The sequence below is a fragment of the Luteolibacter algae genome (assembly GCF_042683045.1).
GTDB lineage: Bacteria > Verrucomicrobiota > Verrucomicrobiia > Verrucomicrobiales > Akkermansiaceae > Luteolibacter > Luteolibacter algae.
The window spans coordinates 88,327-114,218 of record NZ_JBHUIT010000001.1 but is presented as its reverse complement, the minus strand read 5'-3'; the positions used below and the strand labels follow the sequence as shown (position 1 = coordinate 114,218).

The window sequence follows — 25,892 nt, the reverse complement described above, 5'->3', positions numbered from 1 at the left end:
ACTTACGCATCTTCCGCGTATTTACCCGCAGCTATCAATCTTAGTCTGCCCAACAATTTCTCTACCTATTGGTGAGACTAGAAATCACGTCAGACCTTCTTAGTTTCCGTAGAATTCCGCCCGCCGTTCTTCCAACAGGATAAGCCAATTCATCATAGTGATGGGCGGCAGCTCAGCAGGATGACTGATCGTTGAAAGATTCACCCTAAGGCGCTCTGCTTCCATTATACTGCCGGTTACATCGGTGGCATCCAGAGGATGGACAGGATTAACGGCATTCTCGCTGGCTACCGAGCCAATCTGCCCCGAAAGCTCTACCGCGTAGGGAGCATATGAGACACCGTAACGCTTCTCCGGTGAAAAGAGCGAACACGGAGGATAATAGATCCTTCCCGTCGGAGGAGTATAACCATCAGGGATCTGGGTCGCAGGAGTGACATTGAAATCATCTCCAATATACAAGCGAAGGTTCGTGACCAGCGAGAAACCCGTGGAAAAGTCCGTCAGATCCGAACATTCCTGAAGAATCAAGCCGTAGTCGCTTTCCTGGCGATAAGCACCGTGCCCGGAGGCTGTTTGCGGCGGAGCCAGATTGGAGCTCCCGGGATAATCCACATTGATGACCAATGAATTATTTACGTCCAGACCATCGGCTCCCAGCGCCGCCAGATAAGCTCTGAACCGCTGCGGATAAATCGCGATACAAGGCTGGAGATTGTGATCGAGAGTCTTCTTTTCAAACGGCATCGGGATATGCGTTCGCCAATAGCCATATTTGTAGGTTCCGCGGATGGGATCTCCGAAGGTTGAGTTGTCGAATCTCACCGTTCCAGTGAAATTATAGATATAATAGTAATGACCGTTTTCTCCGTAAGCCAGGTCAACCGGCGTCGTAAACGTCGCGGAGTAATTTTCCCCGACCGAGCGAGTATAGCCTTCCTGCAAATCCGAGACCACACCGGCCGCTACCGGAATATCCAAACTCTGCCGCCTCCCGTTCCTATAATAAGAAAACCTTAATTCTGTGATACTCCCATCCGGCGCAGCATCTTTTATATCCAGTTGCATTTTACACTGCAGCGCACCAACGGAATAGTCATCCCACGATGTGGGAGATAAGGTATCAACTGCCGGAATATGGGCAAATCGATCAAAATAATCTTCCCCACGGTTGATTGGAACAAAAGCAGCTTTCCCGCTTTCTGACGACAAAGAGACAGGGAAAAAATCGCCCTCCGTCAGCCGGAATCTTTCCCTAACCCCCGGTTCGAATGGATTTCCCGTGAAATTCTGCCCGCCAATCGTGGAATTATTATCAAGCTCGAAACCACGTCGACTGGCCAGACCCTCCAAGGCTGTATCCCCCTCTACCTGGGCACGACCGGCAAAGATATTCCCCTCGATATTCACTCTATTCTGATCCCAGGCTTCACCGCTGGCATGTTGCCCCAGAGCCATGAAGGAGCTCGCCGAGATCGGTAGCTGGGACGGAATTTCGTAGATTGAGAGGACAAATTGACGGCGGAAGCGAGCCAAGCGCGTGACATTATCATCGTGATCAGCCAGATCCATGGTAAATGCCCACCAATTTCGCTTAGCCACGAAGGGATCTCCGGGCCGCGAATACCCGAAGTTTATCTGGGGATATCGGAGCAAGTTGAATTTTTCATATCTCTCATCGTCGTCCGGATCCAGGAGATCGGGATCGGATGCCAACGCCAGGGCGCCATATTTCTTTTCGTCGGTGATCAACGGGTAAATATCGTCATCGGATATTGTATTGTCCGAGTTCAAGGCTGGAGGAAACCCTTCACCCAGATCGTCGGCGCTCCGGTTCAAGCCGGACGTCACATTTCCAGTGTTGCGGAGGATCGATTTGAACATTCGACCCGTGGCATTCAAACGGGAATCTCCGGTATTTCCAGTATACACGTCTGCTAAATCCATGCTTTCCAGCAGCTCCGGCGAAACTGATGTCGCTGCGTTTGATTGTATCAACGCTTCCCTGAAAATATTTACAAACCGCAGAGACCGGCTGTTTGCACCGTCATCGGCTCCTGAACCGTCCTGCATCGCACCGATGGCCCGGTTCGGCGTGATTGCGACAATGGAGCGGAGGATTGTCTCCTCCTTTTCCCGATAGTCTGTCTGGGTCTGTATATCCGCCTGCACAGCTTGGACATTGAGCGCACGCTTATAGGCGAAAACCATCATCAGCAGCATGAACAGGCTCATTGTAACCACTACAAGCAGTGATACATAACCTGCAGGATATTTTTTATGTAAAGATGTCTTCATTGCATTGCTCCCGAAAAAGTTATCTGTTCACGAGCCGGGCCTACCAAAAGCGTGCGGATTATTCCATCTTCCACGAAAAAACTAACCCTCGTGGGCTTATTGGTCACTGCCCATTCCGGCTCGCCCAACGCGCCTGCGAGAGGTCTCACGTAATAGTAAAGCGCGTCTCCTTGCCCTAGATCGTCCCACGAAAGGATCCCTTCACGGATAGAGCCATCCGGCTGGCGGAACCTCAGCACCATAACCGGAGAATCCCCCAGCCGCGGATTCCGTGCTGCTAATGCGTCGTCCAATGAACCGTAAAGACTGAAACGCTCCGCATTGATCAATAATTTGGATACATGCGCGCTAATGAGCGGTGCCTCTTCGTTCAAAAAGCTCTGTGCTCTGAAAATTCTCAGAAAGGCGATCTGCTGGTTCAGCATAGCCAGCACCATCGCGCCTATCGACATGCCAACCATGATCGCCACAGTCAGCTCCAAAAGTGTGAAACCTTTGCGTTTTTGTTGGGTCTTGATTTTCATTGCGCTCGAACAAGCGTTCTGGATTTGAGATAGGTTCTTTCTGAAATTTGATAGCGGAGAACACTCTGCACCTTCCATATTTTCATCGCTGCCGGATTGGTCTCCACAGTCCCGACACTATTTCTATCCCCATCAGGCGGATAATTATTTGTATCCGCCACACGGGTCCGGGTCACTTCCCCCATTACGGGCACTCCGCCTGGAAGAGCTCCTATCTGCACATTCTCCACGGCCACATCGGGAAATACTGGCCATGGCGAATCCTCACCGACGAGCTCCTCAAAAGAGATACGCTCCGCTCTGGCTCGTTCAAATGTTAGGTAAGAGTCGGATAAAATCTGTTGTAACGCGTATTGGCGGGGCTGAGTCACATTGAGCGAAAGCTTAAGCAGCAGCAGCCCCACGACAGACAAAATTGAAAGGGCTAGCGTTGCCTCTACCAAGGCAAAGCCACTTCTCTGCGTTCGTGGCTTGCGAACCAATGCCGAACGAGAGAAGGTCTTCACGTGAGAATTGCCGATACGGGACCAGGATGGAAATTCCGCGCGAGCTTCGCTTTCGTGATCTTCCTTTTCGTCAGCTTTTCGATCTGCAATGCCCGGACGATTCTTGATCCTCCCTTTGGCCTGAAATGGGGCGATTCTCCGGAAAAGTTGATATCTTGGTCCTCCAAACATTCGCTGGACCTTACAATTTCCATCCCGGGGGATCAACCTGGATTGCGCATTCTCAACATTAAGCCGCGCCAGGGCCTGCTGCCAGGTTCTCCCGCTTCCTCCGTGGAAGGCAAATTCCTCAATGGAGGCCTTTTTGAAATGACCGTTCATTACAGCGATCCCTCTGCCACCGTTGATATGATGGAGACGAGATTTGAGAAAATGAGGAAGCAAATCACCTTGGAGCAGGGAACGCTCTTGCCCAATCAACAACGAAAAATCGTTGAAGATCAATTTGTGATTAGGACGCAGTCTTTTCATCGGGAACCAGTGCGGGGGGTGTTCCTATTAATAGCTTGGACAGAAATGGAGGACCTTTTGCGGAAATCCAAAGAGGCTAAGTTTTCTCTAATCTATAGGAATGATAATTATAAAATGGAATTGGCTAAAAAATCAGCGGAATAGAAAATTGTTCATTCAACAGTCGTCACCGAGCCATTGACTGAAATCGTGCGGTCCACCTCGAAGGTGATCCAGTCGAGACGATCTATGCCGAACGGAGTGGACGTTAGCAGCTCCAGGGTCCACTTGCCATCCCCCGTAATCACGTGATCCCACTCTTGCAGTTGTAAGATACGGCTTTGCGGCACTGCCTCATTGACCACCACGGATGAGCCGGGAACGACCGCGCCTTCCGTGCCGAGATTTTGATCACCTTGGTAAACCTGGGCATAGATCGTGGCACTGGGATAGATATCATTTACCGATATATTGATTGGAGGAGCTTCGAATTTTATCAACTGCCCTTGCTCGATCCCCGTAATTTGCCCATCCGCAACCGGCCAGATCTGAACAAACAGGGAGTCCAGATGGGATTCCGGAGCCTGGTAATCCTCCAGGGAATAAACCGAAAACCTTTCTTCTCCACGGATCTTCGATCGATCGGCCCCAGGCACCGAACTCACCAGGTAGCTGAGTGTATGCTCTCCATTGCTCTCAATGTAACCCTGTCCGTGCAGGATCGCTTGGGTGCGGTCCACACCGGAGCCATCCCCGCCAATCCCGTAGGATTGCACGTGGTGAAGCACCTTCACCTTCTTCGAGGCTTCCGGATCATCAGCACCATTGCGCATGCCATTTGTTGTGATTTGCACATAAAAAGGACGGTCGGCCCGGGTTCTGGGAATCGTTTCATAAGGATCTTCCGTGCGGATCTGAACCTCGGCAACCGGGACATACGCACCGACATATTTGGTATCCAGAAGATAACCTTTGAATGGATCCGAAAGCACGGTATGGAGCTCAAAGCGAGCACCACCGGGATTAATCTCAAGAGGCGAAAGCTGCTCACCGGAAGATTCCACCGGCACGTTCCAGACAATCCCTTCGCTTCCATCGTATGGCAGCTGAACCTGCCGCATGAAATTCTGAAAATCTTCGTTTTCTGCCTTTCCAGCAGAGAATGAGAGTAGTGCCAAAAGGCAGGCAGTGGATATTTCTGGGAATTTCATGCCGGCTTTTTAGTTGGGGGCTTGGTCTTTTTCCCCGGTTTCCTTCAAGGGCAATAGAGAAATCGGGCCGGTCGAATAGGTCGCAATAATCAGGTTGCGGTTTTTCTTAAGGTTCTCGGTAAGCCCTTCCGGTAAAGCTACCTTCCCTTCCGCTTGAGAACGGGAAACCTCCACAGTCGTAATCCAGCCTCGGTTGAGAGTATAAAATTCCGTCCAGCCGACAACTCGTGCCCCCGGAGTGTGGTTATTCACCCTGTCCTGATAGAATTCCGGGATCCGCATGATTGCCTTTTTCGGCACCAGAGTGGTCACGCCATTGAACGTGATGGCATCAGATGAGCTGACGATATCGACCGGCCGATTTTTCAGGGACGGATCTTCCCCTTCGGAAGGTGCCAACGCGGCCATTGGATTATGCGCTGCAGAAACCTGTAATTTCTTCGCTATCTGCTCGTGGGTTTCAGCATCCCTGTAAACAGGCTTGGTTCCTTGCTCTTGAGCCGCTGCAGAGGTCAGAGCTCCACAAGCGATCAGCAGAGGCAAAAGGTTTGTTTTCATGATGCTGTAGGTTTTAAAAGTGAGTAGCCCGCGCAATGCGGAGAAAAGAGGCGCTTACCTCTCGTCATCCACGTTCGGATCAGTATCGTATTCCATGAAATTCGCTTTCCCGGGATTACTCGAATCTATCCCATCAACGTTATTTCCATGTCCGTTATTGTTTTTCGGCTGATTGGAAGTAAATGTCACGAGCAAAACCATATCCTGAAGATCATAACCCTGATCATACTGTTGATAATCCGAGTGGGTAAGCTCCATAAAGACAATAACATCCATTGGACCGATTTTCACCCGACCCTCTTTATCCAGATACGGCTTGATAAAATCCTCAAGGCTGGGCGCTGAATACATTGGCACTTTAGTTGGAGGAATATCCCCATTTACCAGAGTCCGCACATTTTGTGTGCCTTTGGAAGATGTATACGTCGTGCCCCATCCATTATAGTAGTAGCGACCACCGAACCGAAGCGTTTGATGTGGCTGGACCTTTTTCTTACTCCACACAACTGTATTTGGATTTACGTGGTAGTTGGTTCCATAAAAAATCCTTTGATAGTTTCCTCCATTGAAACTCAGCTGAGCCTCGGCGTTTACAAAATTGTACGAATAACCGGAACTAACCGTCACTCCGTTACCCAATACACGCACTTCCACATCCAGTTCCTCCTTGGGATCTACCGTTGCCGGCGGAATGATATCCACATAGTCTTTCACAATCGATGGATACGTAATCGACCAACTCAAGGTGGGCTTTGTTCCAGTTTGGACCACGGTGGGGAATGCGGTCAACCAGCCTACGGGAATTGCAGGGATGGTATTGGTGTTCGCGCTATCGCTGCTATTACTACTATTTCCGTTACTACTGCTATTTCCATTGCCGTTTCCATTGTTACCATTTCCGTTTCCGGCAATAGCTAGCGGGGACCATGCGGCAAGTGCGCACGAGGCAAGGGTGACTACCTTTAAGGCAGCCGGGTGGCTGGTTGTTTTCATGGCTGGTTGTTTTGGGGGTGTATCTCAAAACCCCGCCTGAAACCCATCGAATGGGACGTTCGTTGAGAGGCGGGCAACCCGGATCGGGCAAGGGCAGGGATTTCACGCGGCTAACGTGACAGCCATACCAATTCGGGACAGAACCCCGATCCGGGCTACCGGGAAGCTCTTTCGGGACAAAGCGCTTCCTGGAGAAATGTGATGAATTTACTTCGATTTTATCTACGTATGAATTCGGGTTTAGGGGTTGGTAACAGCAGTTGTCTTGGGTGATCCTTATCTATGAATTGGCAGAGGAGGCTCAATTCCATTGAACTTCCAGGGACCTTCCGGCACCTCGTAATCCTCTACAAATTTCCACTCCACACGCTCCCCGCTACCCATCTTCAGGTAGTCGCGGACTGCCGGACTAATATCTAGTCCCGCACCTTCATTCCGGTTGGAGCGCGCATTTTCATTTCCAAAAACATATTGGTAGTGGTCCGTCTCAAACGGGCCCACATCCTCCCATTGGGCGTAGCAGATACGCCCGTCGTGATGGATCGCTATCCAGCGGCCTTTGCAGACAGAAATCCCTTCTCCCTGATATCGCTCCCAGAACCACGGGATTACCTGTGCGGCCTCTGGGCGATGCCGAAAATCTTTTCCGATATCGTTATATGGAAGAGCTACGTAAAAAGGATTCAGATTCGGGATAAAATTTTTCGGGAGAAATCCTTCGCGCTGATTCGGATCATCATAGCCACCATAATTCAGCTGCCAGTTCTGATCCCACGCACTCTTATCATTCGGAGTGGGATTGTTCTGCGTGGGCTGCTCACCAATCCAAAAAACCGTTGTGACTACATTCCTCTTCCACGCATATTCACTCCGGAAAGCATCTTTCGGATTCTCCAATACGACTCTCGCCGCCTCAGGAACACCGAAGGGATCAGAAAGACCGGACAAAGCCTCGCGCCTATCTTCCAGAAACGCCTCGTGGGTCACCTCCAACCGCTCTGAGAGAGACATACCCATCACCACTCCCGAGAGGGCCAGGCCGAGAAAGCCGGAGAATGTGATTGAAGTGTTCATCGCGATTTAGGGGATGCACGGAGACGTGCCGATAACTTGAAAGTGAAGACATCTTAAATTTTTATGGAATCACCTCAAGATTTTTTTATCTTTTTTTGAACATTTTCCGTAAAAAGATGTCGCACTACTCCCACAATTGAAAATCAACGACTTATGCGCCCCTAAAAGCAGCCATGAGCTCTTTATTTCCGGCAAACTAAAGCCTTTTTACATAAAACTTTAACTGAAGTGATGCGAAATTATTCCAAAATGTCAGCAAATTCAAACTATTTTGAGAAATTTTGAACGCTTCCAGAAAGTAGTTTTTAGAAAAGTGGGAGACATCTATTTCAGGCCCGTCCAACTCCGAACCGTCGGTCGATATCTTTGCGATTGTATTCCGTAAGCGTCGGGCGGCCGTCTGCAGCACAATAAGGAAGATCGCACTGAAATAACTCTTCGAGAAGTGCCTGCACTTCGGAAAGTCTTGGCATCACTCTTCGAGCAGCCTTGTTAGCGAGGATCCGCGTCAGTCGCTCGAAGGCAAATTTACCTGCGGTCCCTGCGCCGTGAAGGATTTCTTCTAAAATTTCATCCAGGTATTTCTGTGGATCCTCGTTTCCGACGCATTGGGGCAAGCTACTGATTTGCAGAGTATTGCCTCCGAAAGCCTCGATCTCCATCCCAGTCTCCATCAACGCCATCCGCTCACGCAGCAGCAGGTCCAGATCCCGTGGCTCCACCTCAATGAGTATAGGAACCAGGAGATGCTGGGTTTCCAGCCCGCTGGCACGTCCCTTTGAAAGCTGCTCGAAAATAATTCGCTCACGCGCGGCCTTGGGATCGAAAAGCACCAACCCATCCGCACTTTCCAGAATGACGTAGCGCTCCTGAAGCATTCCGATAAGTCGAAAATCAGGGACCTTCGTGCGCTTGGCGCCCGGCACGGCATCGATAGCTTTCACTTCGAGCGATGGCTGGACCTGATGGAAAGTCGGCCCACTCCGCGTGACCGGCTCCGGTGAAATGACATCCTGTGCCTGCGAAAAATTCGTCGCGATCTTTGATGTGAAGGTAATTTCAGAAGGAGCAACCTCCACCCGGGCGGGACGCAAGCACTGCATCACAGCCCTGCATACCAAGTCTCTCACTTCAAAAGGTCTCCGGAATCTCACTTCCTTTTTGGCCGGATGCACGTTGACATCCACTAACTGCGGTTCCATCTCCATCCACAACCAGGCAGCAGGATGCAGCCCTTCCTGCAGATTTCCGCGGAAACCTTCGGCAAGGCCTTTGGAAATCGCGGCATCTTCGATGGGCCTGCCATTTAAGAAAATAAATTGGTGACGCCGGCCTTTTCGCGCGTGTTTCGCGGGCAGGATGAAGCCTAGCACGCTCATCCCGGCAGCCATGCTCTCGGGCACAGTTACAAGCTCTCCCCCCATTTCGTTGCCCACCAACTGTCGGACGCGATCAATAGTTCTAGCCACGCCGGGGAGATCAAAAATCAACCGGTCATCCTTCCGGAAACGAAACCTCACTCCCGGAGCTGCGAGGGCGTGCAGCCGCATTTGCTGCTCCACATGGGCGGATTCCGTGCTATCCGCCCTCATAAATTTCCTGCGCGCCGGCATATTGTAGAACAAGTTACGCGCCTCGATAACAGTGCCGGGCGCTCCACCTGCATCCCGGACATCCAGGAGCTTCCCTCCATCCACAACGATTTCCGTGCCGGTAAGATCTTCGCTCCGCCGTGTGGTCAGCCGGAATTTCGCCACACTGGCTATACTCGGCACAGCCTCTCCGCGGAAACCTAGCGTCATGATACTTCCTAGATCCGCCGAGGTCCGTAGCTTACTGGTGGCATGCCTCTCCAGTGAAAGCATCGCATCTTCCCGTGCCATACCACAGCCATCATCGCTTACCCGTATGAGATTTGCCCCACCCTTCTCTATATCCACCATCACCTCACGCGCGCCCGCATCCAGACTGTTTTCCACTAGTTCTTTGACGACGCTCGACGGCCGCTCCACGACTTCACCTGCCGCAACCTGGCTGGCTAAAATATCGGGCAATACATGGATAACTGGCACAGCCACATCTTGAAACTGAGCCAAGCAATCAGCAACTCTCAAACCGCCCTACATCCCTTTTCTCTCACCTCCCTAGACACCCAGCAGCGCTGCTTTCACGCTTTCGACGGAAAAATCAATCTCATCCGCTGTCACGGAGAATGGTGGTGTCAATGCCAGGACATCGCCAGAAGGCCCATCCGGTAGGGCGATCACTCCCGCACGGAGCATCCTTTTCACAACATCTATCACCCGCTCGCCGCTATCGGCCTGGATTCCCAGCATCAGCCCACGGCCTCTTATTTCTGTCACAAAACCCAGCTCAAGCAAGGGATCCAAAGCCTGCCCCAACCTCTCGCCAGCCTCCGTGACCATGTTCTCGATCTCCGCTTGCCTATAACGGCGCAGCGCCTCCATCCCCATCGCACAACCCATTGGATTTCCCAAAAACGTGCTGGTATGCAAGGCCTCTCCGCCGCTTACCGGCCAGCGATCCATCACCTCCGCTTTTCCAACGCAAACTGAAATCGGGAATCCCCCGCTCAGTGCTTTCCCAAGGCAAATCAGATCCGGCACCACACCTTCCCATTCGCAGGCAAACATCTTTCCGCTGCGCCAGAATCCGGTGTATATTTCATCGAAAACCAGCACGGCACCCACCTCGTTACACCATGCCCGCAACGCTTTCAAAAATCCTTCCGGTGGCACGTGTATTCCCCCACGTCCTTGAATTGGCTCGACCAATACGGCCCCGATTCCGCTCCCATCCACCTGGGCGAGCTGCTTACGGAAAACCTCCATATCTTCAGAATTTTTCGGAAAATACAACCGCTCGGTAACACGTGCCAGCTGCCCGTCGAAAGGCTCTCGGAACCAGCCGATTCCTGCCCCGAGCAATGCTCCGTAGCCTAACCCGTGATAGCCGCCCTCAAACGACAAGATTCCGCTGCGTCCAGTCGCAACCACAGCGGTTTTCAGCGCCGCTTCGACAGCCTCGAACCCGGAGTTCCCGAACAAGCATTTCCCCTTCCGGCCTTCCCACTTCTCGAAAGTCATCTCGGATAACGCCTCGCACAGCTCCACTTTCACCCGGGCCGGGTGCACATCTCCCATGGCGTGCATCAGCGTCGCGCTCTGCCTGCGCAACGCTTCGCCGGTGAATCCGTAGCCCTCTCCTGCCACGCCGAACCCACTGGTCATATCCAGAAACCGATTCCCATCCGCATCCCAAACATTCACCCCCTCCGCACGCTCCCAGAAAATCGGCCAATCTCCGCTCAAAAACGTGGTGTTCCGGCACTCCACCCCGGCCAGCCTCTTCCCCAGCTCCAAGGACTTTTCTCCAGGCACACTTGTCAAAATCTCCGGCAACATGCCGGAACCATCCCTTCAGGCGGAACTTTTCACAACTCCATAAAACGGCTTGGAATCGGGATTCCCCGGTTGCAAATGCCCTCTGCCCGAAACCATCTGCACCCCATGGGGATTTGAAATTTGATTTTGCATATCAAACACGCAGCATCCCGCAAGTGATCGCCCGCGTCCTTATCGACGGCCCCTCAGAGCTTGTCTTCGACTATGCCATTCCCGCCGACCTGCCGGTTGTTGAGGGATGCCGCGTGCGCGTGCCAATACGCCAGAAAACCACCTCTGGCACGGTTCTTGCCGTCATGCCGCCTCCCGAGCAATCCGAGTTCGCCGTCCGTGAGTTGAAATCACTGATCGATCCCGAACCTCTAATCACGCCGGTGCTCCTGAAAATCGCCCGCTGGATCTCGAACTACTACGGCTCGAGCCTGGAGTCCGTCATCCGTTCGATTCTACCGGAAGCGGTTCGCACAGAGGATAATTCCGCAAAAACCCGCCGGATAGCCATCGCCAAGGAGAACATCGCCGTTGGGGAGTTGGCGGCACTCGAAAAACGGGCGCCCAAACAATACCTCATCCTAACCCTGCTGCTCGCCGCTGAGAACCGGACTCTCCCCACCACCGACCTGGGAGAAGGCTCCGCACCTTCTCTCAAAAGCCTGGCGACGAAAGGCCTCATCACTATTTCCACAGAGGAAGTCCGTCGCGATCCGGAAGCAGCTGAAACCATCGTGGCAAGCAAGCCTTTGCTTCTGAACGATCAACAACAGGAAGCCTTCGACTATATAAGCAAAGCACTGGCCACCATGGAGCGTGACGGCATTGATGACCTTCCCGGCGATAATCCGCCGTCAGATCATCAAAAACGGGAGACCGCTCCAAAACCTTTCTTGCTGCTGGGTGTCACCGGCTCCGGCAAAACAGAGGTCTACCTCCAGTCCGCCCAGGCCACGCTGGATCTCGGCAAAACCGTTCTGGTTCTCGTCCCGGAAATCGCTCTGACCCCTCAAACGGTCCGCCGCTTCAAAGCCCGTTTCTCCCAGCTCAATGATCAAGTCGCCGTCCTCCACTCGAATCTCTCCCAAGGCGAGCGTTTTGATGAATGGCATCGCATTCGCACCGGTAAGGCGCGCATCGTCATCGGCGCACGATCCGCAGTCTTCGCGCCACTTCCGGATCTGGGCCTGATCATTGTCGATGAGGAACACGAGTCCTCCTACAAGCAGGAAAACCCGCCCCGCTACCACGCCCGGGATGTATCAGTCCTTCGCGCGGCCTTCGAGCCTTGCGTCATCGTGCTAGGCTCTGCCACACCCTCGCTGGAGTCTTGGCAAAATACTCTCACGGGCAAATACCAGGTCCTCCGCCTCGACAAACGCGCGGACGCACATTCGATGCCCCTCGTCCGCGTGATCGATATGCGCCTGGAAGCCCAAAAGCAAAAAGGCCAGGTCGCCATCCTTTCAGACAGACTGCGGAACGCCTTGGAGCAAAGGCTGGCAAAAGGCGAGCAATCCATCCTTTTCCTAAACCGCCGTGGTTTCGCCCGCTCTCTTCAGTGCCATTCCTGCGGACACGTCTGCACCTGCCCGCACTGCGCGGTGGCCCTCACCTACCACCGCACGGATGAGCGTCTCGTCTGCCATGTTTGCGGCCACCAATCCATCGTCCCGCGCAAATGTCCGGAATGTAAAAACCCTGGAATCGCGCTCCAGGGCTACGGCACACAAAAGGTCGAGGAAGTGCTGCGGAAAGTCCTTCCGGAGGCACGCTTCGCCCGGATTGATGCCGATGCCATGCGCCGCAAAAATGCCCTTCGGGATATCCTGAAAAACTTCAAATCCCACAAAATCGACATCCTCATCGGCACCCAGATGATCGCCAAGGGCCTCCATTTCCCCAACGTCACCCTGGTTGGGATTCTTAATGCGGATCTGGGCCTGCATATCCCGGATTTCCGCGCCGGCGAGCGCACCTTCCAACTCATAACGCAAGTCGCCGGGCGGGCGGGACGGGGCGAACTGGAGGGGGAAGTCATCGTCCAGACCTTCACCCCACATTCACCAAGCATCCAGTTTGCCCGCAAGCACGATTTCGATGGCTACGCGGAACAGGAAATGGAAATGCGCCGCCAGTTCCACTTCCCGCCCTTCGGCCATTGTGGAGTCCTAACCGCCCGCTCCACCCACGAGCGGCGTGCGGAATTCACCCTCCAGACACTTCACCTCCGCCTCAAGGAAAGGCTCCCGGAAGGTGTCACGCTGGGCGAAGTCCTCCCTAGTCCACTCATCCGCTCCCACGACCAATTCCGCTTCCAGATCACACTCCGCTCCCACAAAGCCCGCCCTCTCACCAATCACGTCCAGACCATCCTCCAAAAAACCACCCTCCCCGAGGACGTCACCGTCGTCTTCGACATGGATGCGTATAATTTCTCGTGAATGCGGTCCGTTATTCTTAGTCAGCTACCATTCCTTCTCCCAAAAAAAAGACCTCCCTGCCCGGGAGGTCTTCTGGCGATTGATATTTTACAACTGTGAAGGTTAGCGGCGGCGTCTAGCCAAGGCGAGTAGGCCTAGAGCGGACAGTAGAGCCACTGATGGCTCCGGAACAGTTTCTGTATTGAACTGGAGATCCAGTCTGCGCGCTTGGGCGGCACCCGAGGTCATGTCCGCGTTACTAAAAACGACAGAATCAGTGAGTTGAAACACACTGCTTTCATTGACCTCGCTTTGGAATGCTGTCCCGGTAGACATCGCATTTACCGAAACGGTTTCTCCGTTGATATCCACTGATCCAACCCGATCGATATCTGATCCGTAGGAAATATATCCACCCCGGGTGAACCCGTCGAAGGTGGCGATGATTGATCCGGCAGCCCCGCCACTCACCGATACGTTACTGACCGTAAAGGTGATGGTCTCGCCAGCTCCCAATGCTCCACTGGCTCCGAATCCAAGCCCGCCCCAGGTCACATTGTTCGAGCCGCCATCGATATTGAGATCAAAGGTGAGAATGTCGTCATTTCCGCCAATACCGTCGAGATCGAGATTGTTCCATGTCACGGTGGAAAAGCTTGTGGTTGAGCCCGTTGCGGGTTCCGTCGCATTGAGATCCAATGAGGCCGGAGAAGTTGCGAAAGCATTCTCGTTGTTATTGGTGGTATTACTGCGGACTTCCAGACCATCGATTGTCAATGTGGCGGCATGGCTCGCCAAAATGGAGCACGAGGCAAGGACCGGGAAAAGGTAACGGGCTGATGGGGTATTTTTCATGGGTAATGGGAGTTATTGGGATTTGGAAAACGGCTCAACACTCGACAATGAGAATGCTGACAATTTACCGTTTGACCCATACCACCAAGTAAAGCTGTGGAGGGTCAATGAAAAACCCAATCCCGCCACGGCGCATCCGTTCGAAGATTTGCCATGATCCCGGAAACAAATCCGCCATCTCTAGCGTAGCAAAAGACCACAAAAGCTGTCATACAACCTCCATCTGGCTTTTCATATCCGCATCACCTTCCGGCCTCGCGGGGGCGTTATTATCAGCGAACATCAATTCCTAATTACATGAAGAAAATTTCCCTATTCTCCCTGAAAATTCTCCTCACCTCCTTTCTGATAATCCATGCCTCTGCGGAGGATAAACGTGAGCAACCCAACGTCTTGCTTATACTTGCCGATGATCTGGGCTTCGCCGATGTGGGCTTCAATGGCAGTAAGGACATCCCTACTCCACACATCGATGCCATCGCAAAGGCGGGAGTGAAATTTGAATCAGGGTATGTCACTCACCCATATTGCAGCCCATCAAGAGCGGCGATTATGGCAGGACGTTACCAGCAGCGTTTTGGCCACGAACACAATCCGCAGGAAGCGTCCGAGACGAACAACGACGGCATTCCGACAAGTGAGATTTTGCTCCCCGCCAGATTGAAAGAGGTAGGTTACACCACCGGACTCATTGGAAAATGGCACCTGGGCGTCGCAGACCAGTTCAAGCCGCTCAACCGTGGATTCGATGAATTTTTCGGTTTTCTCGGCGGCGGATATAACTACTTCGGACAGCCCGGAAAAGAGGGTGCGCCGATCTATCGGAACGAGGAAGCCGTAGACCCGGAATCCATCACCTACCTCACGGACACTTTCGGTGACGAAGCGGTGGACTTCGTCCAACGCCACAAGGGCAAGCCGTGGTTCCTGTTTTTATCGTTCAATGCTCCCCACGCACCGGATCAGGCAACGCAGGAATACCTTGATCGCTTCCCGAACCTGACAGGCAATCGCAAAACCTACGCGGCGATGATCAGCGCGATGGATGACGCAATCGGCAAGGTGATGGCGGAGCTGAAAGCCACGAACCAGGAAAAGGAAACCCTGGTCTTCTTCCTGAGCGACAACGGCGGGCGCACCGGCCCAGCGGACAACCAACCCCTCAACGGACATAAAGGCTACACCTTCGAGGGTGGTGTGCGCGTCCCGTTCACGGCATCATGGCCGGGCCACATCCCGGAAAACATCACTTACGAACATCCGGTCAGCTCGCTGGATATCCACGCGACCGCGCTGGCTCTTGCCGGTGCTTCCCTTGATGACACGGAAGGTGTGAACCTCCTCCCGTTTGTCACCGGAGAGGACTCCGGAGCACCACATGACGTGCTGTTCTGGCGCGTCGCCGGCGGCTGGGACTATGCCGTGCGTCAGAGGAAAGACAAAATGGTGAAGCCCGGTTGGTCGGATCGCCAAGAGCTCTACAATCTTGAGGCGGATCTCAGCGAGTCCCACAATACCGCGAAAGGCCACCCTGAAGTCATTGATCGCATGCAGGCACTATACGAAAAATGGAATGCGAAAAACATTGAGCCATTGTGGAGCGATCCACACAAAGAAAACGTCGCCAAAGAACGCGCAGCGGAGACCAAGTAACCTCCACACCTTCGATCCCTGAAAATCCACTCCCATGTCCATCCCACGCTTGTCACTGCTCGCAGCAGCAGTTTTCCTCAACTCTTCCCACCATGCCTGGTCGCAGGCACCGGAGCCCATCACCCGCCCGAATTTCGTATTCATCCTCACCGATGACCAACGTTACGACCAGCTTGGCTGCACCGGCAACGAGATCATCCAGACTCCGGAGATCGATAAACTCGCCGCTGAAGGCGTCCTTTTTGGAAATGCCCACGTCACCAGCGCCATCTGCACCCCAAGCCGCGTCTCAATTCTCCTCAGCCAATTCGAGCGGAAACACGGGGTGAACTTCAACTCGGGAACGAGCGTTTCCGAAGCAGCATGGGAGCAATCCTATCCTGTCGTGATGCGAAAAAACGGCTATTACACCGGCTACATCGGCAAAAATCACGCACCTATCGGCAAAGGCGGCTATGAGAGCGGAGTGATGGAGAAATCCTTCGATTACTGGTATGCCGGGCACGGACACATCCGCTTTTATTCAAAGCTCGCGAATGATATTTTCAAAGGTGCCAAGGCCGATACCGAAGTGGAAATCCTCGATGAGGGAATCCAGGATTTCCTGGCCAACGAACATACTCTGCAAGGCGCCCGGCATTTCCTCGACGAGCGTCCGGATCGCAAGCCTTTTTGCCTGAGCATCTGTCTCAATGTCCCGCACGGAGCCGCAGTGAAGGAAATGAAGCAAAAGGAAAGCGACCCGGAAATCTATCGCTCGCTTTACCGCGATAAAGACATCCCGTTTCCTCGGAACTTTGTAACGTGGGACTCGATCCGGGAGCCAAAACTGCCTGCGGACATCCACTTTCCGGAAGAGAGACAATCCGGCTACAACATGGTGTCCGAAGAGCAGACCCTGCGGGAAATGATGATCCGCTCCATGCAAACAGTCACCGGCATCGACAAGATGGTCGGCAACCTCCGCAGAACCCTTGAGAAGAAAGGACTGGCGGAAAACACCATCATCGTCCTCAGCTCAGATCACGGCCTGATGTGGGGCGAGTTCGGCCTGGGTGGCAAAGCACTTTGCTATGAGGTCTGCACGCATGTCCCGCTTATCATCTACAATCCCAAAGACAAATCCACGGGCGAAAAGAGAACCTCCGGTGAACTGGTCCAGAGCATCGATATCGCGCCGACCATGCTGGATTTCGCAGGGATCGAAGCTCCGGAAACCTTCCAGGGAAAATCGCTCAAGCCGTTGCTTGAAGGAAAGGTCGGCTCCGTGCGTGAACATCTTTATACGGAAAATCTGTGGTCCACCCAATTCGGCAATCCACGCTGTGAATCCGTTCAGGACAAAGAGTGGAAATACATCCGCTATTACAAAAATCAGAACATGAGAGCCTCGGCGAAAGAAAGCGCAGCCAAGCTTGTGGGAATGAACATCAACTCGATGTTATACGCAGTCCACGATCCCGACATCGCCCTGTATCGCACCTACGTCGAGGGGCCGCTCAATGGCGAGCCGGCGGTTTATGAGGAGCTTTATCACCTCGCCAAAGATCCTGATGAGACCACCAACCTCGCGGCGGATCCAGCTCACTCGGGTCAGCTCGAAAAGCTCCGGAAAGTCTGGGAATTGGAGATCAAAAAAGCACGTGGAGAAGGCAAGCCGGAAATCCACCGCTATACCAATGACAGCATGGCCGAAAGCGGCGGAGGAACCTTCCACGATTGATCCCTTTGCAAAAAATGTCCTCACCCCGGAAGGTGAGGACATTGCAGCAATTTCTCCGGGTGGCTCCGCTTGCCTACTTCTTCTTGGAAGTCTCCACTTCTTTGCGCGTTAGCGCTCCATCCTTGTTCGCATCGAGCCTGGCAAAGCGCTTTTTGCTTTCTGCCTCATCGTATTTTCTACCGTTGTTCGCATCGGATTGCTTGGACCATGCCAGCCATTCCTTTTCTGGAACCCTGTTGTTTCGATTCGTATCCATTGCCTTGAACCAATCCCACTCCTCTGCCGGAGGAGCCACCGTCCCCCGGAGTTCGGTCAGTTGCTTCAGCAAAGATTCCTTAATCGCAGCATGCTCCGGGGAGTCGGCGAGGTTTTTCCATTCGGACGGATCGGCATCGTGATTGTATAACTCTTCCTTGCCGTTAGCGTAGAGAATATAGCGCCACTTGCTTGTGCGGAGGCTCCATTGATGATTCGAGCCATTCACCGGTTTGCCGCTGGTGACAACGGACAGCGCACCCTCCGGCCCCTCCCATTTCCCGGATACCGGATTCTCGATAAAGGGGCGGAAACTGTAGCCCTCAAGGGCATGCCCTTTCTCATTTTTCCTCGTATCGCCCTTGAGACCACAGAGATCCACCAGCGTTGGATAAATATCGATCAAGGAAACCGGATGCTTGGCATCTGTCCCCGGCTGACCCATTCCCGGAGCGCGCACAATCATCGGCACCCGCGTGCTTTCCTCCCAGAGGGAATTTTTATAGCAATAATTTTTCTGACCCAGGCTGTAACCGTGGTCGCTCGTCACGATAACGATGGTATTTTCTGCCATCCCGCTTTCCTCCAGCGCATCGAGCACTTCCCCCACGCACTCATCGACAGCGGCCACACATGCCAGATAAGCCTGCGTCAGCACCTTCAGCCCGGCTTCCTCCGAGCCATAGCTTTCGATGAGCGCCTTATAGGCCCGTGGGCCCACATTCAACGGCGCCATGACTTCCGCATAATGCGTGTCATCCGCATCCCCCTTCAAGCGCTTCACCGTCTGGATGGAATCAAGCGGGAACATATCGAAAAACTTTTTCGGCGCTACCATCGGCGTGTGCGGGCGCACAAAACCCACTCCCAGGAAAAACGGCTTCCGCTTATCGCCCTTTGGATAATTTTTCAGGAAATCAGCCGCCCATTTGGCGTTTGCCTCATCCGGAGTCGCCTCACGATCCTCTTCCGAAACATAGTGCATGACACCCAGCTTGCGACTCAGCGACCAGCCTTTCCCATCTTTCCCGCCGAACGGCACATCCGAGAGCGGTCCAAAGGATCCATCCAGCAGGCCGAGTTTTCTGAACGGTTCCGGAACCGAGGGCACGGGAACAAAATCGGTCCCATCGTGGGCAAACGGGCCGTAGCTGACGGTATTCCCGAATTCCATCCACTCCTCCGGCCGCACATCATGCATCATTTTTCCCGTGCCGGCGGTGTGGTAACCATTCTCCTGGAAAAATTCCATGATCGTCTTGGAATTTGCGAGCGTCGGATTGTCCCACCATTTGTCGAAACCGTAGTTCCCGGAGGTCGCTGGATAAATCCCTGTCATAAAGCTAGCGCGGGAAGGACCACATATCGGAGCATTGGAATATGCTCGCTGGAAGCGGACTCCTGTTGCCGCGAGCCGGTCCATGTTCGGCGTTTTTGCCTGCGGATGCCCGCCGAAATGCTCGATGGAGTCGTTCAGATCATCGCATACAATAAAAATGACATTTGGCTGGGGCGCGGCGGTCAGCAACGAGCAGGATGCCACAAATATCAGACTGCTAAGGAAATTTCGAATCATGGTGTTAACGCGGTATTTGAGGAAGAGGATACCCGGAACGATGGGGATTATTTCAAATTACAAAATAAATCAGGAATCGGTCCTCTCCCGACCAATTACTGATCGGTAGTTTCGTAGAAGTAAAAACAACTCGCCGGATGTCTGTTGATTTTTTGACAGATTCAGCCCTTGCCGTTTGTCAACGGACGCCGCGACATTGTTAACAAAATAAATAGTCGTGTATTCCGAATAACCTCTTTTGAATATGACGCAAATCTGACTGAAACATGAAAAATATCGTCCTATTAACCCTTCTGTGCTTGAGCTCCTTCGCAGGCGCCGTGGAAAAACCCAATGTTCTTTTCATCGCGATCGATGACCTAAATGACTGGGTCGGGCCATTGCGCGGCCACCCGCAGTCACTTACCCCGAACCTGGATAAATTCTGCAAGGAAGGATCGGTAATCTTTGAAAACGCTGTTTGTGCCGCCCCTATCTGCGGCCCGTCCCGCTCCGCCGTCCTCTCTGGCTTCATGCCGAACCGCACCGGAGTCTACGGAAATGCAACAAATATGATTTATTCGGATCTGGTGAAAACCCACGCCACGCTACCTGAGTATTTCTCGAAAAACGGCTATCATACCCTCTCCAATGGCAAAATTTTCCACAAGCATGCCACGGAAGTCAGCGTCGACTTCGGCCACTGGGCCTTTGACACCTATGCGGACTCCCGCCGTGGAGTCAAAGACGGACCGGACAAGAAATTCCTCACCAGTAGCTCCGGAACCATCCGGGGTGAGAGCAAACCTGAATACAAGGACAAGGCAGCAAAGCTAAGCTGGGGCCCGACGAAGAGCACTTTTGAAGAAACCGTGGACTACCGCGTGGCCGATTGGGCCCGCCAGGAGCTTTCCAAACCCTCGGACAAACCGTTTTTCATGGCGGTCGGCTTTATCAAACCGCACCTCCCGTGGTTCGTTCCCAAAGAGTTTTTCGATAAATTCGATCCCGAGACCATCCAGCTGCCGCCAGTTACCGATGGCGATCTCGCCGACATCCTCACCCCCGGTGGCAAGCAGGCATTCGGACCCTCCGCGGATTACCTCTGGGTGAAAAAGCATGGCCTGGAAAAAGACGCCGTCCGTGCCTATCTCGCAAACATTGCCTACGTGGATGCCTGCCTCGGGATTGTTTTCGATGCTCTGGAGAAAAGCGGCAAAGCCGATAACACTATCGTGATGATCTGGGGAGACCACGGCTGGCATCTTGGCGAAAAGGAACGTTATCTGAAAAATACCCTTTGGACCCGCGCCGTGAAGCCTCCGTTTTTTGTCCGCATGCCCGGCAAAAAAGGGCAGAGCTACTGCAAGGCTCCGGTCTCCCTCATCGATATGTATCCGACGCTTATCAGCCTCTGTGGACTGCCGGAAAAAGAGCTGGACGGCCGTGATTTTTCACCATTGCTCAGCAATCCCGATGCTGAGTGGGAATACCCCGGCGTCACCGTCTCAAACAGCGGGACCTCCGTGCTAGGCAAGCGCTGGCACTACATCAGTTACCTTTCCGGGACGGAAGAGCTTTATGATCTCAGCAAGGATGAGAACGAATGGAAAAACCTAGTTCGTGAGCCGGAATATGCGGAAATCGTCGCGGAAATGAGAAAATGGGTGCCGAAAGAGCGGAAATCCATCAAGGTGCCCAACTTCAAAAAGCCGCCCAACTATGTCGATGCCGAGCCCGATCCTACCATCAAGCCAACCCGTGACCTCCAAACGCTGAAATAACATCCGTTTTTGCACAATTGCTCATCATTCCCTCGTAAGAATAGCCATGAAATCCAGCAAATTTCTCCCAACAGCCTTTTCAGCTCTCGGCCTTTTGTTCATTGCGCCCTTGGTCCCAGCTGCGGAGCAACCGAACATTTTGTTCTGCATCGCCGATGATGCCTCGATGATCACCTTCGGAGCCTACGGCGGCAAAATGATTGAGACGCCCGCCTTCGATCGGCTGGCGAAAGAGGGAGCAATCTTTCAGAACGCCTACAACTGCAATCCGAAATGCGCACCGGCCCGTGCCTGCCTCGTGACCGGCATGTATAGCTGGCAGCTCAAAGAGGCAGGCAACCATTTCCCCCATTTCCCGGGAGAATTCAAATGGTATCCGCATCTGCTGATGGAAGAAGGATTCCACGTGGGCCATACCGGCAAAGGCTGGGGTCCCGGCACCTTCGAAGGAGAAATAAATCCCGCTGGCCCAGCCTACAATGAGGAGACCCTCACGCCTCCCTACAAAGGGATGCACCCGATCAATTATGCGGCAAACTTCGAGAAATTTCTCGATGGGAAACCGGCGGAAAAACCATTCTGCTTCTGGTTCGGAACCTATGAGCCACATCGTGCCTACGAGAAAGGTTCCTGGAAAAAGGCCGGGATGAAGCTCGAAGACGCGGAGGTCCCGCCATTCCTGCCGGACAACGAAATCGTCCGCGGCGATATTCTCGATTACGCACTCGAGGTCAAATGGGTCGATACCCAATTGGGCAAAGCTATCCAGGCACTCGAGGAGCGCGGCATGCTCGACAATACGCTCATCCTGGTCACTTCGGACCACGGGATGCCCTTTCCGCGAGTAAAAGGCCAGCTCTACGAAGAAGGCGTGCACGTGCCGATGATTGCCTACTGGAAAGGCGTGATCCAACCCGGCCGCGTGATCGAAGACTTTGTCAATTTCCCGGACGTTGCTCCGACCATTATGGAAGCAGTCGGACTGAGGCCCCATGAGCAAATGACGGGTAAAAGCTTCCTCGATGTCCTGAAGTCAGAAAAATCAGGTCAGATTGATCCTGAGCGGGATCACGTCCTCCTCGGCAAAGAGCGCCACGACATCGGCACCGCCAACGAAGACGGAACGGATCTCTCCTATCCGGTGCGTGCGATCCGCACGAAGGATTTTTTCTATGTCCATAACATCAAGTCGGATCGCTGGCCTGCGGGGAACCCGGAATTCGGCTGGAGAAATACCGATGGTTCACCCACGAAGGACTACCTCACGGCATTGAAACCCGGCGATGCGGACTACAAATTTTATGAAATGTCCTTTGGCATGCGCCCTGAGGAGGAGCTCTACCAGATTCGCAAAGATCCGCACAATCTGGATAACCTGGCGAAAGACCCAGAATATCAACCCACGATCAAGAAACTCCGCGATAGGATGGAGCGTCAGCTCACTGAGCAGAAAGACCCCCGAATGCTGGGAACCGGTGACGTTTTTGACGAATACCCGTATGTAGGAAAGCAGCTGGATTACAGCACCGGCGAGATCATCGGACAGGGGAAATCCAAGAAAAATAAGGCAAAGAAATGACATTCTGCGCTTCGGGCCGGTTTCTCAGATTCATATTTCTTTCCGCAATCTGGAGTTTTCTAGCGCTTGCGCAGGAAGCATGGATTTCGGAAATCAGCCCTGAGGAGCTTTTCTTCGAGGGCACCCGGGCGGAGCCAGTCGGCGATGGTAAAACCTTGCTGAAGATCGGGCGTTCCAGCGATGCCTTCAGCTTCCCTTCCCTGCTGATCAATCTCCCCCAGAACTCTCGGGATCTTTCCCGGCGGCGCTTCATCGAAGCGACTTTCCGAAATATCGGAGAAGCTGAAATCGATCTGGCATTCTGGGCGGTAGGTGCACCTGGTTGGGACGCACCCGTTGATTCCGCAAGCCTCTCGCCGGGCGAAAGCAGACTCTTCAGTATTGATCTCCAGCAGCGCTGGAAAGGCGGCTTGGTAGGGAAAATCGATTCGTCGGAGATCCGCTACCTCCGGGTTTCGCTCGGTAAAAATTCATCCGGTGCAGCGCTGGAAATGTCACCCATTTCCTTGAGGGGCAAAACATCGGAAACGGCTTCCGCCCCGCCGGATTTCCAGCGCTTGGATGTCCCGGATATGACGGCGGAATCGCCTGCCGCGGGCCGCCGTGTCAGGGATCAGTTGCCACAGTTCCAGAACACAGAACTATATCATGCTCTTTACCTGCCCACCGACTGGAAGCCAGGGAAACGCTATCCGATCATTGTCGAATACGCTGGAAATCGCTGGCTTTCCCCGCCCTGCCATTCGATTGGCAGCCCGGAAGGTTCCCGGATGGGCTATGGAATGTCGGAAGGAAAGGGCTACATCTGGGTCAATGCTCCGTTTGTGGACTTTTCCGGGAAAACCCAGGCACTCAATGGCTGGGGCGATCCCGATGCCACTGCCCGCTACGCCATCGATCTGGTGAACCATGTTTCCGCGAACTACAGAGGAGATCCCTCCGCGGTGATTTTAACTGGATTTTCCCGCGGCGCCGTGGCCTGTGGCTACATCGGGCTGCGGGATGACCGGGTGGCGGATGTATGGCTGGCATTTCATTCATGCCAGCACTTTGATGGTGACGGCTACGGGGGCGCCAGTTTCGAAACAGCGCTCGCCGAACGCGGACCACGTATCAAAGGCCGCCCGACATTCCATACTGATAACGGAGACGAAAAAGATCTCCGCATCCTCTTTGAAAAACTTGCCTTCCCGGTGACTTATGCCTCATCGGATCTCGGCGCACATACTGATACCATGTTTTTGGAAAACAGGCCCTCCACGGTAAAACTGCGCGAATGGCTGGCGGAAACTGTCGCTAAAAAGCCGGGGACGATGACGATTTCCGGCAAGGTCGTTGATAAAAATGGGAAAGGAATCGGAGGTGTCCTTCTACAAAGCGGCCCAACCCATTTTACCCACACCAGGCCGGACGGCAGCTATTCGCTCGAAGGCCTGGTCATCGGAAAGAGAGAAATCACTGCCTCACACGAGAGCTGGAAAGCGGTTCATCAGCTGGATCCCGCGGAAAAGAATCTGTCCGCGATCGACTTCCAGAAAGATTAGTCTCCAGTCCGCGACATGATTCCTCGCTTGGGCCCGGACCTTCAAACCGGCTTTCCCGTCTCAGAAACTAGACAGAGCATCAATATGAGGGCACCCTATTGTCATGAAGCGCCTCGCACTCGCCCTCACATGTATTTCACTCCTCAGCTCCTGCGAGCGGGTCAAGACCATTGCTGGCAAAGTCGCGGATCTGAAAAACGCCACCACCAATTCATCGGAGGCCACTATTGAGCTACCGGATTCGAAAATCCAAAAGATCGGCGATGCTGAGTTCAAGAGCTTCATCTCCCAGCCCGGGACCTTGAACATCGTCGATTTCTATGCGGATTGGTGCGCCCCGTGCAAGAAGCTGAGCCCGGATCTGGAGTCCGCCGTCGCTTCTTCGGGCGCGGTAAAACTGGGAAAGGTGGATATCGATCAATCCCGCACAATTGCCTCGGAAGTCGGCGTTGACGGGATCCCGGATGTCCGTTTTTACATTGATGGGAAAATGGTTCACAAATTCATCGGAGCGATTCCAAAATCGGAGATCGATTCATTGATCAAAAAATATTCCGCCAATTTACCCGAAGTAAAAACGCCAAAGCAAACACCTCCCGATGAAACCACCGGAACCGAGCCTAAGGAAATCCTAAAGCCTATGGAGAAGGACTGGCTACCGGCTGGCATGACTCGTAAATGAACTCGTCTTCCATCCCGCTGATCATCGCGCATCGCGGTGCCTCCGCCGCCGCCCCGGAGAATACGATGCCCGCTTTCGAGGAAGCATGGCGACAAGGAGCGGATGGTATCGAAATCGATATCCGCCTCACTAAGGACGGCGAAATCGTCGCCATTCATGATGCCGACACACTCCGGACCTGCGGGGTTCGGAAAATCATCGCGGAGAGTGATTGGCAACAACTGGAAAACTTGATGCCTGGCAATCCGGACAAACCCTCCCAACCTGGGACCCGGATCCCCCGGCTGAGTGAAATTTTGGCAGATCTCCCGCCGGGCAAGCGGCTCTTCATCGAGGTTAAATGCGGCGTGGAAATCGTGGAAACACTCGCTGAACATCTCCTCGGAGAAGCGGGACTTGAGCGGTTCACCATAATTTCCTTTCATCAGGATGTGATCCGCAGCTTCAAAGAGCTTGCGCCCGGCATCCGTGCCAATTGGATCACCGACTTCCGACTTGATCCCTCTGGCACACTGACGCCCGGCCCTGAGATGATCATCAGAACATTGAAAAAAATCAGCGCTGACGGGCTAAGCGGTGAAGCACATCCTATACTCCGCGCGGATTTCGGAGAGAAGATCATCACTGCCGGATTCGACTATCATGTTTGGACAGTCGACGATTCCGCCACCGCTGGAAAATTCATCGCTGCGGGGGTCTCCTCTCTCACGACGAACCTACCGGGCAAGCTGCGGGAGGATTTGCTCGCCGGTTATTAGCCGATTCCGCCCGTCTGAGGCTTTTTGATGATGGATTATTTACGATAACAC

20 protein-coding genes are annotated in these 25,892 nt (G+C 53.4%); 9 read left to right on the top strand and 11 right to left on the bottom strand.

What is annotated here, in order from left to right; translation table 11 throughout:
• Nucleotides 1-99 precede the first annotated feature (99 nt).
• From ACFSSA_RS00490 to ACFSSA_RS00480, 3 genes are read right to left on the bottom strand one after another with little or no spacing between them, the layout of a single operon-like run.
• A complete protein-coding gene (locus ACFSSA_RS00490) occupies nucleotides 100-2,298 on the bottom strand; it encodes a hypothetical protein (RefSeq protein WP_386817802.1) in 2,199 nt (732 codons plus the stop codon).
• The gene (locus ACFSSA_RS00485) at nucleotides 2,295-2,822 is read right to left on the bottom strand and encodes a type II secretion system protein (RefSeq protein ID WP_386817801.1); all 528 of its coding nucleotides are present in this window, start codon (nucleotides 2,820-2,822) and stop codon (nucleotides 2,295-2,297) included. The genes ACFSSA_RS00490 and ACFSSA_RS00485 overlap by 4 nt, the downstream gene beginning before the upstream one ends.
• Complete coding sequence (locus ACFSSA_RS00480; protein WP_386817800.1) at nucleotides 2,819-3,328, bottom strand: hypothetical protein; 510 nt, start codon at nucleotides 3,326-3,328, stop codon at nucleotides 2,819-2,821. The genes ACFSSA_RS00485 and ACFSSA_RS00480 overlap by 4 nt, the downstream gene beginning before the upstream one ends.
• Nucleotides 3,329-3,541: 213 nt before the next feature.
• Here ACFSSA_RS00480 and ACFSSA_RS00475 point away from each other — a divergent pair, with 213 nt between their 5' ends.
• The gene (locus ACFSSA_RS00475; RefSeq protein ID WP_386817799.1) at nucleotides 3,542-3,943 is read left to right on the top strand and encodes a hypothetical protein; all 402 of its coding nucleotides are present in this window, start codon (nucleotides 3,542-3,544) and stop codon (nucleotides 3,941-3,943) included.
• 8 nt (nucleotides 3,944-3,951) lie between these two features.
• Here the strand turns inward: ACFSSA_RS00475 and ACFSSA_RS00470 are convergent, their stop codons facing one another.
• From ACFSSA_RS00470 to ACFSSA_RS00445, 6 genes are all read right to left on the bottom strand, one after another.
• Nucleotides 3,952-4,989, bottom strand: coding sequence for a hypothetical protein (locus ACFSSA_RS00470; protein WP_386817798.1), 1,038 nt, complete (start codon nucleotides 4,987-4,989; stop codon nucleotides 3,952-3,954).
• Between the two features lie 9 nt (nucleotides 4,990-4,998).
• Nucleotides 4,999-5,547: a hypothetical protein gene (locus tag ACFSSA_RS00465; protein WP_386817797.1), complete on the bottom strand. Its 549-nt coding sequence runs from the start codon at nucleotides 5,545-5,547 to the stop codon at nucleotides 4,999-5,001.
• 54 nt (nucleotides 5,548-5,601) lie between these two features.
• Nucleotides 5,602-6,540: a hypothetical protein gene (locus ACFSSA_RS00460; RefSeq protein WP_386817796.1), complete on the bottom strand. Its 939-nt coding sequence runs from the start codon at nucleotides 6,538-6,540 to the stop codon at nucleotides 5,602-5,604.
• A 276-nt stretch (nucleotides 6,541-6,816) separates the two neighbouring features.
• Nucleotides 6,817-7,614, bottom strand: coding sequence for a hypothetical protein (locus ACFSSA_RS00455; protein ID WP_386817795.1), 798 nt, complete (start codon nucleotides 7,612-7,614; stop codon nucleotides 6,817-6,819).
• A gap of 329 nt (nucleotides 7,615-7,943) precedes the next feature.
• Nucleotides 7,944-9,686 (bottom strand): DNA mismatch repair endonuclease MutL, encoded by a 1,743-nt coding sequence (gene mutL / locus ACFSSA_RS00450; RefSeq protein WP_386817794.1) that lies wholly within the window; start codon nucleotides 9,684-9,686, stop codon nucleotides 7,944-7,946.
• Between the two features lie 72 nt (nucleotides 9,687-9,758).
• Nucleotides 9,759-11,015, bottom strand: coding sequence for an aspartate aminotransferase family protein (locus ACFSSA_RS00445; protein ID WP_386817793.1), 1,257 nt, complete (start codon nucleotides 11,013-11,015; stop codon nucleotides 9,759-9,761).
• Nucleotides 11,016-11,152: 137 nt separating this feature from the next.
• On the opposite strand from ACFSSA_RS00445, the gene priA reads away from it, so the two are divergent.
• Nucleotides 11,153-13,474 carry a replication restart helicase PriA gene (gene priA, locus ACFSSA_RS00440; RefSeq protein ID WP_386817792.1) on the top strand — a complete coding sequence of 774 codons (2,322 nt, stop codon included), beginning with the start codon at nucleotides 11,153-11,155 and terminating at the stop codon, nucleotides 13,472-13,474.
• A gap of 102 nt (nucleotides 13,475-13,576) precedes the next feature.
• On the opposite strand, the gene ACFSSA_RS00435 is transcribed toward priA, so the two are convergent.
• Nucleotides 13,577-14,308: a PEP-CTERM sorting domain-containing protein gene (locus tag ACFSSA_RS00435; protein WP_386817791.1), complete on the bottom strand. Its 732-nt coding sequence runs from the start codon at nucleotides 14,306-14,308 to the stop codon at nucleotides 13,577-13,579.
• A gap of 297 nt (nucleotides 14,309-14,605) precedes the next feature.
• Between ACFSSA_RS00435 and ACFSSA_RS00430 the strand changes: the two genes are divergently transcribed.
• Together ACFSSA_RS00430 and ACFSSA_RS00425 are read left to right on the top strand one after the other, a co-directional pair.
• Nucleotides 14,606-15,961: a sulfatase family protein gene (locus tag ACFSSA_RS00430; protein WP_386817790.1), complete on the top strand. Its 1,356-nt coding sequence runs from the start codon at nucleotides 14,606-14,608 to the stop codon at nucleotides 15,959-15,961.
• Nucleotides 15,962-15,995: 34 nt separating this feature from the next.
• The gene (locus ACFSSA_RS00425) at nucleotides 15,996-17,684 is read left to right on the top strand and encodes a sulfatase-like hydrolase/transferase (RefSeq protein ID WP_386817789.1); all 1,689 of its coding nucleotides are present in this window, start codon (nucleotides 15,996-15,998) and stop codon (nucleotides 17,682-17,684) included.
• Nucleotides 17,685-17,757: 73 nt separating this feature from the next.
• Here the strand turns inward: ACFSSA_RS00425 and ACFSSA_RS00420 are convergent, their stop codons facing one another.
• Nucleotides 17,758-19,515 carry a sulfatase-like hydrolase/transferase gene (locus ACFSSA_RS00420; RefSeq protein ID WP_386817788.1) on the bottom strand — a complete coding sequence of 586 codons (1,758 nt, stop codon included), beginning with the start codon at nucleotides 19,513-19,515 and terminating at the stop codon, nucleotides 17,758-17,760.
• A gap of 266 nt (nucleotides 19,516-19,781) precedes the next feature.
• Between ACFSSA_RS00420 and ACFSSA_RS00415 the strand changes: the two genes are divergently transcribed.
• The 5 genes from ACFSSA_RS00415 (at nucleotide 19,782) to ACFSSA_RS00395 (ending at nucleotide 25,841) form a co-directional block, all read left to right on the top strand.
• The gene (locus ACFSSA_RS00415; RefSeq protein WP_386817787.1) at nucleotides 19,782-21,278 is read left to right on the top strand and encodes a sulfatase; all 1,497 of its coding nucleotides are present in this window, start codon (nucleotides 19,782-19,784) and stop codon (nucleotides 21,276-21,278) included.
• Nucleotides 21,279-21,324: 46 nt separating this feature from the next.
• On the top strand, nucleotides 21,325-22,857 hold the full coding sequence (locus ACFSSA_RS00410; protein ID WP_386817786.1) for a sulfatase family protein: 1,533 nt from the start codon (nucleotides 21,325-21,327) through the stop codon (nucleotides 22,855-22,857).
• Nucleotides 22,854-24,401 carry a hypothetical protein gene (locus tag ACFSSA_RS00405; protein ID WP_386817785.1) on the top strand — a complete coding sequence of 516 codons (1,548 nt, stop codon included), beginning with the start codon at nucleotides 22,854-22,856 and terminating at the stop codon, nucleotides 24,399-24,401. Before ACFSSA_RS00410 ends, ACFSSA_RS00405 begins: the two co-directional genes overlap by 4 nt.
• Nucleotides 24,402-24,504: 103 nt before the next feature.
• Nucleotides 24,505-25,083 carry a thioredoxin family protein gene (locus ACFSSA_RS00400; protein WP_386817784.1) on the top strand — a complete coding sequence of 193 codons (579 nt, stop codon included), beginning with the start codon at nucleotides 24,505-24,507 and terminating at the stop codon, nucleotides 25,081-25,083.
• Entirely contained in the window at nucleotides 25,080-25,841 is a 762-nt protein-coding gene (locus ACFSSA_RS00395) for a glycerophosphodiester phosphodiesterase (protein WP_386817783.1), read from the top strand. The genes ACFSSA_RS00400 and ACFSSA_RS00395 overlap by 4 nt, the downstream gene beginning before the upstream one ends.
• The last annotated feature ends 51 nt before the right edge of the window (nucleotides 25,842-25,892 follow it).

Excerpts from the sequence above, each read along its gene's own strand:
- ACFSSA_RS00465 (WP_386817797.1), bottom strand. The coding sequence starts at position 5,547 with ATGAAAACAAACCTTTTGCCTCTGCTGATCGCTTGTGGAGCTCTGACC.
- ACFSSA_RS00470 (WP_386817798.1), bottom strand. The coding sequence starts at position 4,989 with ATGAAATTCCCAGAAATATCCACTGCCTGCCTTTTGGCACTACTCTCA.
- ACFSSA_RS00405 (WP_386817785.1), top strand. The coding sequence starts at position 22,854 with ATGACATTCTGCGCTTCGGGCCGGTTTCTCAGATTCATATTTCTTTCC.
- ACFSSA_RS00435 (WP_386817791.1), bottom strand. The coding sequence starts at position 14,308 with ATGAAAAATACCCCATCAGCCCGTTACCTTTTCCCGGTCCTTGCCTCG.
- ACFSSA_RS00420 (WP_386817788.1), bottom strand. The coding sequence starts at position 19,515 with ATGATTCGAAATTTCCTTAGCAGTCTGATATTTGTGGCATCCTGCTCG.
- ACFSSA_RS00485 (WP_386817801.1), bottom strand. The coding sequence starts at position 2,822 with ATGAAAATCAAGACCCAACAAAAACGCAAAGGTTTCACACTTTTGGAG.
- ACFSSA_RS00415 (WP_386817787.1), top strand. The coding sequence starts at position 19,782 with ATGAAAAATATCGTCCTATTAACCCTTCTGTGCTTGAGCTCCTTCGCA.
- ACFSSA_RS00410 (WP_386817786.1), top strand. The coding sequence starts at position 21,325 with ATGAAATCCAGCAAATTTCTCCCAACAGCCTTTTCAGCTCTCGGCCTT.
- ACFSSA_RS00490 (WP_386817802.1), bottom strand. The coding sequence starts at position 2,298 with ATGAAGACATCTTTACATAAAAAATATCCTGCAGGTTATGTATCACTG.
- ACFSSA_RS00460 (WP_386817796.1), bottom strand. The coding sequence starts at position 6,540 with ATGAAAACAACCAGCCACCCGGCTGCCTTAAAGGTAGTCACCCTTGCC.
- ACFSSA_RS00430 (WP_386817790.1), top strand. The coding sequence starts at position 14,606 with ATGAAGAAAATTTCCCTATTCTCCCTGAAAATTCTCCTCACCTCCTTT.
- ACFSSA_RS00395 (WP_386817783.1), top strand. The coding sequence starts at position 25,080 with ATGAACTCGTCTTCCATCCCGCTGATCATCGCGCATCGCGGTGCCTCC.
- ACFSSA_RS00455 (WP_386817795.1), bottom strand. The coding sequence starts at position 7,614 with ATGAACACTTCAATCACATTCTCCGGCTTTCTCGGCCTGGCCCTCTCG.
- ACFSSA_RS00425 (WP_386817789.1), top strand. The coding sequence starts at position 15,996 with ATGTCCATCCCACGCTTGTCACTGCTCGCAGCAGCAGTTTTCCTCAAC.
- ACFSSA_RS00400 (WP_386817784.1), top strand. The coding sequence starts at position 24,505 with ATGAAGCGCCTCGCACTCGCCCTCACATGTATTTCACTCCTCAGCTCC.